Consider the following 13596-nt stretch of genomic DNA (forward strand, 5'->3'; position numbering starts at 1 on the left):
CCTCTTGCGAGGTCCTTTCCGCCGCGCCTGTTGTTGAATGCTCCGCCCGAGCGTTGTTCTCAATATGTTCTCATTGGCGAACGAGTCAATAATCATTTTCCTGGGAGGTGGCCATGACAAGCTTGGCCCGGCTGCCTCGCCGTAACCAATGCAAGGTCAATTGCCTTTCGCTCTCGGAGACGATAGGGACGAGCTAATCAATTATACTGAGGAGTTTCTCTGTGAAGAACGGGTTTGTATGGTTGCTGATGGCAATTGAGATGTCCGTCATGCAGGTTGTGCGAGCGAAAGCTGCCGCGCAAGAAGAGAAGCGCCGGCTCGAGGCTCCGCGCCCAGGGGGCCGAAATTGATATCGGCCTCGGTAGTGACGGCTGCTGTCAGGGAAAGATTGTAGAGACAAGATAAGATGCAAACGCTCGAACAACAGAAGGCGATAGTCCTGCAACTCCGGGCAGAAATCGAGGAGGCGCGGGATGTCGAGGCGTTAAAGCCAATTTTGCGCCGCATCTTAGACATCGTTGCCGGTAGCCTGGATGAAGATGTAGGCGGGTGGGGCGATGATCAGGCGACGTCTACAGAGTGACAGTTTCGCCCGTCGTCACGTTCACGACCGGTAGGCCATTCAACAAATTTTTAGCCTCGCTGTATGTTTTGAAGGCGAGGCTGCTGTCCGGATTGCGGACTTCCCGCATGCGGCAGGGCCATTCGTGGCGGCGTTCCAGCTTGCCAGACAGTTTGTCGGAATAAGCTGCATCAATGAAGAACGCATTGGTGCCGGCTCGATTGGTACCTACAAATTCGTAGCCTTTGCCTTCGAGCAGATGCCTGAAGGCGGCCAGAGAAGCGCCCCAATACATGCCGGAATAGTGCTTGTTCAGCCGGACAAACGATGGGTCATACGGCACGCTCAGAGGAGCGTCGCCGAAGCCCTGATTGTATTCGACAATGACGATCGCTGCTCTCTGCGGAATTCTTTCAAGCACCCAATAGTCAACACCATCAATGTCAACGCTGAGGACGCCGAGGTCTCCATTGAAGCCAGCCGAAGCGATAAGGCTTTCGATATTGTCCCGGTCGATAAACGCCGCGCGTGTCTGCAGATCGTATTTGTAAGCGACGTCATCGGAGCGAATCGAAGCGATGTTTGCTTCTGAACCATCGATGATGAGCCCGGACCAATATCGAGACGCGAGCAGGTATCGGGTGTTGCTCTCTCGGTAATCTTCGACACCGAACTCGACGAATGTGGTTGACGACGGCTTGATGGTGTCGATTAGCCAGGAGATGATCCCATCTTCGCCCCACTGCGAGAAGACCGAAAACTCGGCATCAGCAAGTGTATCCAGGGCGCCCAGTTGCGCGATCTGATGCGCGCGAGTTTCGCCCTGCACGATGAGTAGTTTTTCCAGGCCAACGAGCCGGCGCGTCTGAAACATGAAATCTCGAAACTTGCGGCGGAGGCGGTTCTTCATACATTTGGCTCGCTGGTGGGAGATGGCACAAAGCCATCAGCAGGGACGTTTGTCTTGACGATTGCTCGCGCACCAATAATGGCGCGGTCGCCGATTGTCACGCCCTTCAAAATCATGGCGCCCATGCCAATCCACACATCGTTTCCGATGAGGACAGGCTTCGTTTTTACGCCTGGGTTTTCTCGGGGATGACCAGAGGTGAGAATCTGTCTCGTCTGTTCGAAACGCAACTGAGGATCGGTAGGGTGGCTGTCACTGTCGTGGATGGCAACGGAGTGGGAGATGAGAACCCTGTCGCCGATGACGATCTCGCTGGCTGACCATATCGTCGATTGTGGGCCGAGATAAAACCAATCTCCGACCGATATCCTGCCGCCGAAGCCGAAAGTCAGCAGTTCGCCGCGGATCATACCATTGGTGCCGACCTGGATTGCGGTCTTGTCGTTCCGGATATTGAAGATCCTGCCTTCGGAGCCGAGCTTTGTATAGGCAGCGATTGAGGCGTCACGCCTGGCGGCCGATGTTGCAAGGCTCGCAAGCAGTCGTTCTCTTGCCGTCAAAATTAGATTGGCAAACACTCTTTCGCCCTCGTCATCCCGCTTCGAAGATCATTATCGCCAAAGGCCGGTTTTGGTGATACGCGCCTTTGCTGTAAGTCATGGATCGGTCACAAAAATGCGCGTCTTTCAGAATTTCGGCCTATACCCCGCATATGTGAGGAGACTCAATAAGCTGGCGTCATCCGCAAGTTCTTTTTCTGAAAGACTTCAGGTTTTCCTTTCGGATTCCTTCGGGGCGTGCCATCTGCTGAAACCTGTCATCGACGGAGATGGTGACGCATTCTTCACCACTGGCGATGACGTCATAACTCAGCGCTTTTGGGCAATAGAACACGGTCTTGCGGCCAACACGACGCCGGAGCAGGTGCTGCTCAGTCAGATCGAGCACCACCGCACGGAGATCTTTTACAATCTCGATCCCGTCCGTTACGGCAACGACTTCGTCAAGAAATTGCCGGGGACTGTAAAGAAGTCGATCGCATGGCGGGCAGCGCCATCCGGCAATGCGGATTTCGGGGCTTATGATCTCCTTGTCTGCAATTTTCCGACTATCCTGCAAAACTATAGAGATCGGGGGTGGTGCGCAGAATACTTCGCTCCGGGGCACGATCCGGCCATGGACACCTTTTCGGAGAACAGCGGGCGCCCCATAGATGTGTTGTTTGTCGGTGGATACAGTCGCCATCATCGCAGGCGAGCCGAGATCCTTGAGGCGGTGTCAGAACTTCGTTCGGATTTTCGAGTGGTCTATCATCTGGATCGATCCCGTGCCACGAGGCTCGCCGAAAGCCCGATGGGATGGCTGCTGCCTCTCAATGAGCACCGGCGCCCAACGGGCATTCGTTCGATTTCCCGTCCGCCTGTTTTCGGAAGCGATTTGTATCGCGCCATCTCACAGTCGAAGATCGTCCTGAACGGAGCCGTGGACATGGCGGGCTCCGATCGCGGAAATATGCGGTGTTGGGAGTCGCTTGGTTGTGGGGCGCTGATGGTTTCCGACGCTGGCAATTATCCGGATGGAATGATCAACGGGGCCACCATTATGACTTATGATGACCCGCAGTCGGCACCGGCCTCGATCCGCGCCATTCTCAACGAACCGGCGAAGCTGCGGGAAATCGCGGTAGCTGGAACTGCGATGATCAAGAGTCGATACAGCAAGACGGTTCAATGGGAGAATTTCCAAAGGCTCTGCAACTAAATCGCTTTTGTTTACGCACTCTGTCGCGGGTGAGTCCGTAATCAATCTAGGTCAATTGCTTTTTAAGGTGTTGCTGATGAAGTGCCGGCATGACAAAGCCGCCACGCAAGCCTTCCCAGCCGCTGCTCGGTGACGCCGAAGCTCCGCTTCGCAGCCGGCCGCGCCGCCGGCGCGATCCAGACCAGCCGCAACTCCCCTTCGATCCGATGCCTGAGCGCATCGAGCCATGCCTGGCGCTGCTGAAGCCAAAGCCGCCGAAAGGGCCGCAGTGGCGGTTCGAAATCAAGTGGGACGGCTACCGCCTTCACGTTCATATCGAGCCCGGCCGCGTCAGGATCCTGACGAAGGGCGGGCATGACTGGACGCACCGCTTTCCGGCGATCGCGGCGGAGGCGGCGCAGCTAGGCGTGGCGACGGCGATCATGGACGCGGAAGCGGTCGTGCTCGACGAGCAGGGAAGGTCCGATTTTGGCCGCCTGCAGAAGTCGCTCGGCGGCCGCGGGGGAAAGCGCGTCTCCGACGATTCCGTCGCGATGGCGTTCGATCTCATGTATTTCGACGGGCACGACCTGCGCGGGGCGGAGCAGCATGTCCGGCGCCACCTGCTCGAAAGCTTCCTCGCGGATGATCGGCGGGGCGCAATCCGCCTGTCGGAAGAGCTTGAGGCGGATGGCGAGCTCTTGCTGAAGGTGGCCCGCGAGCACCAGCTGGAAGGGATCATCGCGAAGGACCGGAATAGTCCCTATCGGTCCGGCCGGTTCGGCGACTGGGTGAAGATCAAGTGCGTCCAGAGCGGCAGTTTCGCGATCGTGGGCTACGAGCTGTCCATGTCGGCGCGCGGGCATCTGGCCGGCCTGATGCTGGCGGCGCGCCGCGGCGGCAAGCTCGTCTATGTCGGCCACGTTGGAACCGGCTTCAAGGAAAGCGAGGCCTGGAAGCTTCGGGCCATGATGAACAAGATCCCGGCGAAGCGACCGGCGGTCGACTATGCCGGCAGCCGAAAGAGCGTTGTCTGGGTGAGGCCGACACTGATCGCCGAGATCGAATTCATCGGCTGGACGGCGGACGGCAAGCTGCGGCATGCTTCATACAAGGGGCTGCGGGAGCGGGCGGATGGGGCGGTGGTTGAGGAGATTTAGCTTATCCCGTATCCGAAAAAGAAAATAACTCCCTCTTAGGGGCGTCAAGCTTTTGCTTGCTGCTGTTCGTACTGGAAATTGCTGATATATTCGCTTGAAGATTGAGTTTTGAAGGCGACGATGGCGACTACTATCCAGCAAGGTTTTGCCCAGCTAAAGGCAAATTTGGAGATCACCGGACTGCAGGGCGGGACAGTTTCGTCACGCCAAACCCGCGTCCGCAGTGTCATCGAAGCTGGTATGAACGTCCACGATAGCTTCCTAACTGGCTCCTATGCTCGTCACACTATGATCGCGCCATTGAATGAAGCGGACATCGATATCTTCTTCGTGTTAGCGTCATCTTATTATCACCAGTATAGCCCTAATGGACCGGCGGGCCTTTTGGATGCGGTCCGCCGCACGCTTCTTAAGACCTATACTTCGACGCCCAGCATCAGTCGCAATGGGCAAGCGGTTACAATTCGCTTCACGGATTTCGTGGTGGACGTTGTGGTCGGCTTCAACAGGCAGGGCGGCGGCTATATCATTCCCAACTCCGTCACCTCGAAATGGCTTTCCACAGATCCAAAGCGTCACGTCGAGATTGTTAGCGCCGCAAACAAAGACCATGGCGGACTACTGGTGCCAATCATAAAAATGCTGAAAGCCTGGAATAAGGGAAGCGGATCCTTCTTCAGATCTTTTCATCTTGAGGTTTTGGCGCTGACGGTCTTTGACGGTGTGACCATCTCCGACTTCCCATCCGGGGTGCGGTTTTTTTTCGATAAGGTCAGGCCACTCATACGCCAAGGGATTAAAGACCCGGCTGGCTACGGAGATAACGTGGGAGGCTATCTGAGCACGCAGTCCAAAATCGACGAGGCTGTCACCAGAATACAGGCAGCGCTAAATATTGCGTTGGCGGCCGAGCAGCACAACTTCGCAAACAGAAACCGAGCCGCGACCGAACAATGGCAGCGCCTCTTTCCGGATTATTTTCCCGCCTATGGTTGAAGTCACCACGACAGGCGAACGGCCGCCTTCCAAAACCCGCGATCAGGTGATCGTCGAGGCGAAGCGTCTAGAGGAAAGCACGCTGTTTTCATGCAAGGGTCATCACCAGGCGGCCCAAGGCTGGAAGACATGGCATCTGTGGTTGGGTATCCCAACAGTAGTGATATCTGCGCTGGTCGGTGTTGCGGCGTTCACAAAGACGGCTGAGCAAAACCAATACATCGCGGCTCTCGCCATCCTTTTTTCCATCATCGTGCCAGTGCTTTCCGCAATCACGACTTTTCTCAATCCCAATGAAAAGGAAGCTGCTCATTTAGCTGCTGCTCATTCATACGATCGGTTAAATAATGCTGCTCGTATGTTCTGGTCGATCGACTGCTGGGCGGGTGATGCAACGGATGAGGGCCTGACAGCGCAGTTGAAGGCGCTCGTGACCGAGAAGGATGACTTGAATAAGGGCAGCCCACAGATTCCTAGATCTGCCTATGCGAAAGCAAAAAAAGGCATCGAGAGTGGGGAGGCCTCATTCAAGGTTGACAAGGTGCAGTAAGCGAAAAGAAGAATGATCTCAACCGGACCGAGTGCGGACCGATTGATTGGACGAAATGAGAACAGGCGGGAACATATGGAAACCGCCTGTCCCGGAAATGGTGGGTTTTCGCGAAGCATTCTCCGTTCGGGACGTGGGGCGCTAGCCCCCCGATCGCTCCCCTATCCGACGGTGTTGCAGCTACTTGTCGCTGACTTTGATGTCTAGTTTCAAGCGATCATTCAATAGTGGCACCAGCTTCTTCATTGCGAGGTCAGCTTCCTCGAAATCAAGTTTCGCGCGTTGCGCAAGTTCCGTCGCTAACATTTCAACCTCGTATATTGAAGCCTCAAGGTGGCTGCCCTGCTCGACGTCGAACTCACCTTTGCCCTGAGTTTTGTCAAAGACGTGGTTGTCGCCCTTGGTTGGTATCGCTGCCCTCTTTGCTTCGTAGATGGACCAAACCGGAATGATCGAGTTGTGGATTCTATCGAGAGATAACAACAGATTGAACGTGTCATCATCCTTGAGTGAAAGCAGCATTGCCATCTCAGCTGGCGCAAACTGGATCGGCGTCGGTATGTTCGCAATTGGGAGGAGAACTGATGATATCATGCCGACCTTTTCGCGCTGTCCGAACTCGATGCGCTCGTCCACATGCGACTTGATATGAGCGAATGTGGCGTGGATGGAAAGCACTTTAAACAGAAGCGAATAAGCATGGCTTTTAGCTTCCATTTTGCGAGCGTCTTCACGCTCTCGACGGGCAGCCTTCTGCGCCTGTCTTTGTATTAGAAATGCGATAAGCCCACCAACGATAGCTCCAACAAGTGCCGACCAAAATTCACTTCCTAAAAAGGTGCCAAAATCTCTCAAAGATGCAAAAAAACCCAACATGAATACTCCTTTGGTGTGGCAGCTACTCGCGGCGGCTAACAAAATCAGCGCTGCGAAAGTGCTACGAAACTACACAGTTTATTTGTTTTCATTCGTTAAAACAGGCCGATTCGTCCAATCGATCATTGGGGCGAACGATAACACAGATCACTCTTCCCAATCCTTTGGATAAGGCGTGTTTGGCAATTGACGTCCATCCGGCGCACTTCTCGCGTGAAAGCTGGAACCTGATGAGATTGGGGATGGCACAGTTCCGGCGCCGGTCCCTCGTTGTTTGTCCGCCGGCGATGTCAAGAGCGGAAAACGTGGCATACTCCTAAAAGGCGAATTTTCGTGGTGTACTAAACTCCCTATAGTGCCTAGATGTTTCTTCTAGGGGACAGAGTAGAATGTCACACTATCTCTACGTTGGATTGATCGTATTATGGATAGCGACCCCCGCCAATGCGCAGTGCGCGATCGTTTACGATTACCGGGTGTGTGGGTTCGCTAGCAGCGGCGATTATGCCTACCAGAAAAACAACTCAACCACCCAACGGTACCGTATTACTTCTGAAATGAGGAAAAATGGGGACCACTTCCGGAACGACGTGAATAACGTTGACGCGGGGGACCGATCTATTGTCGGATGCACAAGAGACGGTAGCACAAACATCTACACTTTCGCCATAACAGGCTGTGTTCCGCTCAGCAATTGAGAGAGATATATGAAAAGATACATATCCGCAGCATTGATTGCGCTTTCGGCTCCGTGTGCAGCAATAGCTCAGGACAATCTAACGTGCGCAGGGCCATATGGGGAATTTACAGGCGAACCGATCGTGAGCGAAGGACGTGATTTCGGGCCAGGAACGGCTGGGGAGATGTGCGAGAGTATCAAGACCGGCGCCGAGATTCTAAAGGTCTCTTGTTACGCTCAACTCGGTCATGGTGACGCACGGAGAAACTTCCGTTGCGAACTAAATATTCCTTGCTCGGCGCTGGGGGTATTTTCCCAATTAAGAAGAGATACGAAATCTGGGGCGGTTTGTATTTCATACAAGAATCTTACGGGGCAGCTGCACAGGGGGTCATTCCGGGTGGTTACCAATTAGCGCTGGGAGCGCGGGCGGGTTGGTGGATCATTGTTAGGCGCGGGAGGGTGGAATGTCGCACGGGAAAGTATTGCCTTTTATGCTGGTGTTACTTCTATATTCGCCAGCAACGGCCAACCCAGGTTGCGATAGGATCTGTTGGAACAAGGAGTGGCTTCTTAAATGTTTCATCACTCCTAAGTCCCCCGAGGCTGCTGCTCGCTATCAAGAGATCGAGGCAAAGGGGGAATATCAAAGCGGCCGGGTGTTCATAGGCAGATCAATGGATACTGGGCCACGGGTCGAATGCCCCACGGAAACGTTCCACTCCGATACTTTAAAAGGTGAAACCCTCAGGTGGATGAGAGTATGCGGCCATGTACGAGGGACAATAAGGAATCACCGCCCTCCGGGAGCAGTAGGCCAAGAATTCTCACTGACCCTCATCAACAAAAACCCTTTCGAGAACACGGTAAATCATTCGATCGTTCCGTGTGAACAATGAATGCTAAATGTCGAAGGGGGAAGGTGTGGCAGCCCTCGTTGAAAAACAATGGAAATTATTTTGGCCACAGTGTGGAAACCGGCGCCGCATCTTCTTGAAATTGGCCAATTTTCCAATTCCGGGCGAGAACCCCATGCCACCCACAGCACACAGGGGCGGAACGCCCGCAGAACATCCGGTGGGACTTCGGTGGGACTCTTTGCGCCGAACCGTGCATAACTGCCCCTTCCGTTCCATTTTTATTCTCGCCACCGTCATTTTCCCCTTGCGCTCTCAAGGCCGATTTCATAAAGCAATCAAGCCGTTTCGGCAGGTCGGGGCGTAGCGCAGCCCGGTAGCGCACTTGACTGGGGGTCAAGGGGTCGCTGGTTCGAGTCCAGTCGCCCCGACCATTTAAAATAAATAACGCGACGAAATACTCCCCCAGAGTGCAGTCGCACACAAATCCTGTAGTTCTTTTTGGGACTCCTCTAGTTTGAGGGTCAGGTATTTGTTGTATTTCGTTAAGGCTATACCCGGTTCTTGCCTGAATAACCCAGTTCTGGACTGAAAAAGATCTGAAACCTCTTCGCATTCTCGCGAATAGGTGTAGATTAAGATCACCCCAGTCCCAGACGGCCCAGTGCGAGCGCATGGCGGATATGAAGCAGAATCTAACTTGCAGGCAGGCCCTCGCCAGCGCGTTTCAGGCTCTGTCGGATGAGGCTGTCAAAGCCGGCTGGCCGGAAGGCGAAGTGGCGCTGGCGCTTGCGGAACTTGCTGAAGAGCAGGTGATCGAGATCACCGCCAAGGTGATCATGGAAGGGTCCGTTCACCCTCAACTCGCCGCCAGTAGCCGCAACAGCTAGGCGAGATCGCGCCAAACTGCGCAACCATTTGGCAATGTCGGCATCTTGAAAATCAAGGGCTCGACGCGTGGCGGGCAGATTTGAAACTCGCTGCACCTTTCATATCAGCAATCCGGCCCTCTTCGCGGCCGTGACGAAGGAAGACTGCGCTGCCCTCGGACTGCGCAGTCCATCCAGCGCGTCCAGGCAATGTTGGAGAGCCACGCGATAATCGCGCCCGCGCTTGGCCGGCCATCGCTTGAGATATTCGACGGCATCCCAGGCGGTGGAAACGATCAGGCTGCTGTTTGGAGAAAGGACCCGGACAGGGGAGGGAAAGCGCTTTTCGCTCACGTCTGCACTCACTGATACTTGCTTTAAAACCCCGCGGTAACGCACGGGGCAAAATATCGTTCCATCGAAAATTTGCGCAGTTGCTAAAGTTCGGACCCTCGCGCATAATGATGATATTGTCGGTTGCGGAGGGCGTCCGGCGATGCAAGCGTCAGATGCGTTTGCCCTCGGAGGGAACTGTGACGTGATGTTACGATCGTCAATTCACCCCCATGATTTGCCGCTTTTTTCGGAAGACCTCGATCTCCTCTCACAGGTGCTCGACAAGGTCTGCGATGAACGCGGTCTCAACAAGACGACGCCGGAGGCCGAGCGGATCGGCGCGGTGATCATTCAGCTCTACAGGCAGGGCGTGAAGGACGGCGGCAAACTCGCCGACCTCGCCAAGACATATCTCTGATCGTTCGGTTCTGTCAGTCGTCGTTGGCGGCGTTGAGGTTTTCCGGCCGGATGCCGTCATCGCTTGAGGTGCGCGCGCGCAGCCGGATGCCGGGGCCGCCTTCGTCCTGATTGCCGCTGGACAGGAAGATGATGCCCTGCGCCTCGAGCGTTGCCCGTACGTCGAGCAACGCATGTGGCTCACCCATCCATTCGCCTTTTTCCAGCGCTGCAACGGTTTCAGGCGTGAGACCGCTTGCGGCGGCGAGCTCTTCGAGGCTCATCCCGATCATGGCGCGTGCGCCGCGTATCTGCGTTGCCGTTATCATGACGGAAAATCTAGCGCATCGAACACAGTTCTCAAGTGGCGCGCCAGCCTCTCTTCAACTGCCGGTGCATTCTTCAGATTTCCCTGAATTTTACGCCAAACAGATCGTCATGCATGCGCTCGACCGCGATCCCCACGCCTCCGATGAGGGAGGCTCGGTTCCCGAAGCGGCTGATCTCGATGCGTGGCGGGTAGGGCGTGCAACGCGGCAGGAAACGCCGGATGGCGTCTGCCAACTCCGGTCTGGCGCCGATGCTGCCGCCGACGATCACCATCTCGGGATCGAGAGTCGCTCCGATCGCGGCTATGGCGACCGCGACCAGTCTGGCCGTCTCTTCGATCGCGGCCACGGCGCTTGTTTCTCCTGCGTTGAACGCGGCGAAGAGATCGGCGACGGTGGAGGCGTTGCGTCCGCCGAACCCGGTGTAGCGGCGCAGCATCGCGACACTGCCGACCGCGCTCTCAAAAGTGCCGAGCGTAAACCCGCCGGGATCGAAAGCATCTCCGCCGATCGGAAGATAGGCGATTTCGCCGGCCGCTCCTCGCGCGCCGCGCATCAGAGCGCCGTTGGCGATGATGCCCATGCCGACGCCCGTTCCGAGAGCAATGAAAGCAAAATTGCCGGTTTCGAGACCATGTCCCCGCCATCGCTCCCCTTGTGCGGCGAGATTGACATCATTTTCGACGATGACGGGTATGCCCATTCTGTCGCTGAAGACTTGCTTCAGATTTATGGCATCGATGCCGGGGATGTTCGGCGCCACGTTGATGTGTCCGGTCACCGGATCGAGCACGCCGGGACTGCCCAGAACCACGACACGGAGTTTGTCAGCGGTCGTCCCGGCCGCAACCGCAAGCGCGACGATGAGATCGCTGAACTGATTGACGAGATGCATTCCGCCGCGCGGATCGGTCGGCACCTTGGTTTCGGCAACGACGTTTCCGAGCAGATCGCAAACAGCCGCGGCGATCTTGGTGCCCCCGAGATCGATAGAGACGGCCAGGCCTGCCCTGGCATTGATTTCGTAGGTGATGGCGTTCCGGCCCGGACGGCCGTCTGTCTGCCCGACGGGCTTCAGCCATCCGTCATTTTCGAGGTCGCGCACGACATCGGAAATTGTCTGTTTCGACAAGCCGGTCAGCTTGGCGATATCGGCACGGGAGATTGACCCGTTCGCCAGAACGGTTCGGATCACCGCATTCGTGGAAATTTTTCGTGCGATGGGTGTCTGAGCGACAGGAGATGTCTTTGCCATCCGGATAGCCCGTTCCAATTAGTTCGGAGCGCATACTTAATGAGGGCCATATTGGGTTGCAATTATCGCGACAACCCAGACTTTGGTACACCGTCTCCGACAATTTGTCTATGTCCTTGACAAATACGGGTCGGCCTGTAGGCTGGAATGAACGTGCGATGATGTGCACGGCGTAGAGGGTCAAGGAAAACTATGAGCCATACGTATCGTCCGGATAGCTGCGCTCCCGTCGAGATCGCCCGAAGAGGACTATCTGGCCGTTTCCTCTTTCGCGTCCTGATGTCTCCTTGATTTGCCTGCCGGGGAGGATCTGCTCATGATAAAGCCCTCGACCGATGGACAGCTTTCTTCCGATGAAGCCGTTCTGCTGCCGGTCATGGCGCCACGTCTTCAGGCGGACGTTCATCCGGAGGGATATGCCGATCTTGCTTTATGGGGCGCCGGCAGCCTGGGGCGCGTGAGATTTTCTCAAATCGGCGGCCCTTTTACCTATGCGCCGAACCGCATCCTGTCGAAACATGGCGGCGTATTCGTTGCGCAGTCGCTGCCGGTGATGCTGATCCGAGGGGTACGCCTTCAGGGCATATATCCGGCGCGTCGTTGTGCCTGGTGGCACGAGCCGGACCGGGAAGGCGCTCGGGCAAGCGCCACGCGCGATGGTTACCGGCAGACGTTCGAAATGGGCTGGGGCGTGCTCATCGTGGAGGTCTCGGCCTCCGATCTGCGGATTGCCGTCGGCGCCTCGCGAGACGAAGCCGAGAAGGCTTTGGGGCTTACGGATGATGCCATCATCGCGGAAGCCGCGGAATACGTGGCGCGCTGCGATATGGTGCCGCAAGCCGACCCGCTCATGCGCAGCATGGTCAGCCAGGGCGTGCACGCCGCCCTTTCCAGCATAAGGCGAGACGAAAACGGCGCCTTCGCCGGTCTCGCCGCGGGGCAGGCCTACAGCGCTCCGGCGCGGACCTATTACCGCGATGGCTATTGGACGATGCAGCCTCTGCTGACGCTTGCACCGGAGGCGGTGCGCGACGAGATCCGGCTGCTCGCCAAGGGGGTGCAGCCGGACGGAGAAGCTCCGAGCGGCGTGATCCTGACGGGGCCGGCGCAATCAGAGGCCTGGCAGCGCTTTGTCGCGGACAGCAAGGCCAATCCTAAAATTCACAAAAGGGCAGTTCCGGAGTACCACAACCGTCCGCAGGACTGGTGGAGCGATCACTTTGACAGCCCGCTTTTCTTCATTCTCTTTCTGAGCGACTATTTCGACGCGACCAAAGACGCGGCGGAGGTGGAGCGGCATTGGCCTGTCGTGAAGGCAATCACCGATCGCTATCTCAGCCTGGCCGGGCCGGACAGCGTTCTGCCGCTCAAACCGCGCAACGATCGTGACTGGGCCGACAACGTCTATCGGGAGGGCCTCGTCTCCTACGATCTAGGCCTTTTCGTCGGCGCCATGGAGGCGGTGGCGAGGCTCGGCGAGGGCCACGATCCGGCTCTTGCCGGACGTGCAGGCAAGACCGCCAATCTTGCCCGCCAGGAAATCGAGGACAAGCTCTTCGTGCCGGCAACGGGCGGATATGTGGACTATGGAACGCCCGGCGCCTTCCTCGAGGATCATCTGGCGCTCGACAGCCTGACCTTGTCCCGGTTTGGCGCGATCTCCAAGCAGAAGGCCGTCGGCCTGCTCAAGGCTTTTGAAAGCAAGCTGGAAACGCGCAACAATCAAGCGCAGCCCTATGGCAATTGGGGGGTCATGTGCGTCTATCCGCCGTTCAAGCGGCCGAGTGATTTGCGATCCAAGACAGCATTTCCCTACCGCTACCACAACGGCTCGGACTGGCCCTATTGGGATGGCGCCTATGCCGAAGAACGCCTTCGCCATGGACTTGGAGGCGCACGCTACGCCTTGACGCGCTGGTGGGAAACCTGCCTCGACAATGGCTGGATCGGAGCGGTGGAATATTTCTCCCCGCCTTATGGGCGCGGTTCCCTGCTTCAGGGCTGGAGCGCCATGCCGGCCGCGGTCGTCCTGAAATACGGGTTGGACGCAGCCAATGCGGAGGCGATGTCATGACCGTTGC

At 56.6% G+C, this 13596-nt stretch carries 14 protein-coding genes and 1 tRNA gene; 9 read left to right on the plus strand and 6 right to left on the minus strand.

The features are described 5' to 3' along the window. Window positions 1-406: 406 nt before the first annotated feature. Window positions 407-583, plus strand: a complete 177-nt coding sequence (locus tag ATY76_RS33810) for a hypothetical protein (protein ID WP_190233723.1) — start codon at window positions 407-409, stop codon at window positions 581-583. On the opposite strand, the gene ATY76_RS23915 is transcribed toward ATY76_RS33810, so the two are convergent. Beyond that, the gene (locus ATY76_RS23915; protein WP_141105045.1) at window positions 573-1436 is read right to left on the minus strand and encodes a hypothetical protein; all 864 of its coding nucleotides are present in this window, start codon (window positions 1434-1436) and stop codon (window positions 573-575) included. The genes ATY76_RS33810 and ATY76_RS23915 overlap by 11 nt on opposite strands. A gap of 32 nt (window positions 1437-1468) precedes the next feature. Continuing rightward, the gene (locus tag ATY76_RS34475) at window positions 1469-2050 is read right to left on the minus strand and encodes an acyltransferase (protein WP_088677186.1); all 582 of its coding nucleotides are present in this window, start codon (window positions 2048-2050) and stop codon (window positions 1469-1471) included. Window positions 2051-2147: 97 nt separating this feature from the next. Between ATY76_RS34475 and ATY76_RS23925 the strand changes: the two genes are divergently transcribed. The 4 genes from ATY76_RS23925 to ATY76_RS23940 all read left to right on the plus strand — a co-directional run bounded on the left by ATY76_RS23925 (window position 2148) and on the right by ATY76_RS23940 (window position 5918). Then, entirely contained in the window at window positions 2148-3233 is a 1086-nt protein-coding gene (locus ATY76_RS23925; protein WP_088677187.1) for a glycosyltransferase, read from the plus strand. An 89-nt stretch (window positions 3234-3322) separates the two neighbouring features. Further along, complete coding sequence (gene ligD, locus ATY76_RS23930; RefSeq protein ID WP_088677188.1) at window positions 3323-4372, plus strand: non-homologous end-joining DNA ligase; 1050 nt, start codon at window positions 3323-3325, stop codon at window positions 4370-4372. Between the two features lie 120 nt (window positions 4373-4492). Next, entirely contained in the window at window positions 4493-5368 is an 876-nt protein-coding gene (locus ATY76_RS23935) for a CBASS oligonucleotide cyclase (RefSeq protein ID WP_088677366.1), read from the plus strand. After that, the gene (locus tag ATY76_RS23940) at window positions 5361-5918 is read left to right on the plus strand and encodes an SLATT domain-containing protein (protein ID WP_088677189.1); all 558 of its coding nucleotides are present in this window, start codon (window positions 5361-5363) and stop codon (window positions 5916-5918) included. Before ATY76_RS23935 ends, ATY76_RS23940 begins: the two co-directional genes overlap by 8 nt. A gap of 180 nt (window positions 5919-6098) precedes the next feature. Here ATY76_RS23940 and ATY76_RS23945 read toward each other — a convergent pair whose 3' ends face one another. Continuing rightward, on the minus strand, window positions 6099-6794 hold the full coding sequence (locus ATY76_RS23945) for a hypothetical protein (protein ID WP_141105046.1): 696 nt from the start codon (window positions 6792-6794) through the stop codon (window positions 6099-6101). Between the two features lie 1893 nt (window positions 6795-8687). Between ATY76_RS23945 and ATY76_RS23950 the strand changes: the two genes are divergently transcribed. Then, a tRNA-Pro gene (locus ATY76_RS23950) sits at window positions 8688-8764 on the plus strand. 240 nt (window positions 8765-9004) lie between these two features. Continuing rightward, complete coding sequence (locus tag ATY76_RS23955) at window positions 9005-9220, plus strand: hypothetical protein (protein WP_088677191.1); 216 nt, start codon at window positions 9005-9007, stop codon at window positions 9218-9220. A gap of 99 nt (window positions 9221-9319) precedes the next feature. Here the strand turns inward: ATY76_RS23955 and ATY76_RS23960 are convergent, their stop codons facing one another. Continuing rightward, window positions 9320-9553 carry a DUF982 domain-containing protein gene (locus ATY76_RS23960; RefSeq protein ID WP_088677192.1) on the minus strand — a complete coding sequence of 78 codons (234 nt, stop codon included), beginning with the start codon at window positions 9551-9553 and terminating at the stop codon, window positions 9320-9322. Between the two features lie 187 nt (window positions 9554-9740). Here ATY76_RS23960 and ATY76_RS23965 point away from each other — a divergent pair, with 187 nt between their 5' ends. Further along, window positions 9741-9953: a hypothetical protein gene (locus ATY76_RS23965; RefSeq protein WP_088677193.1), complete on the plus strand. Its 213-nt coding sequence runs from the start codon at window positions 9741-9743 to the stop codon at window positions 9951-9953. 13 nt (window positions 9954-9966) lie between these two features. Here the strand turns inward: ATY76_RS23965 and ATY76_RS23970 are convergent, their stop codons facing one another. Then, entirely contained in the window at window positions 9967-10260 is a 294-nt protein-coding gene (locus ATY76_RS23970; RefSeq protein WP_088677194.1) for a helix-turn-helix domain-containing protein, read from the minus strand. 73 nt (window positions 10261-10333) lie between these two features. Further along, window positions 10334-11515, minus strand: coding sequence for an ROK family transcriptional regulator (locus ATY76_RS23975; RefSeq protein ID WP_088677195.1), 1182 nt, complete (start codon window positions 11513-11515; stop codon window positions 10334-10336). Window positions 11516-11831: 316 nt separating this feature from the next. Between ATY76_RS23975 and ATY76_RS23980 the strand changes: the two genes are divergently transcribed. Continuing rightward, entirely contained in the window at window positions 11832-13589 is a 1758-nt protein-coding gene (locus ATY76_RS23980; RefSeq protein WP_088677196.1) for a glycogen debranching protein, read from the plus strand. The last annotated feature ends 7 nt before the right edge of the window (window positions 13590-13596 follow it).

The organism is Rhizobium sp. R339 (genome assembly GCF_002211395.1).
In the GTDB taxonomy this organism is placed as follows: Bacteria; Pseudomonadota; Alphaproteobacteria; order Rhizobiales; family Rhizobiaceae; genus Rhizobium.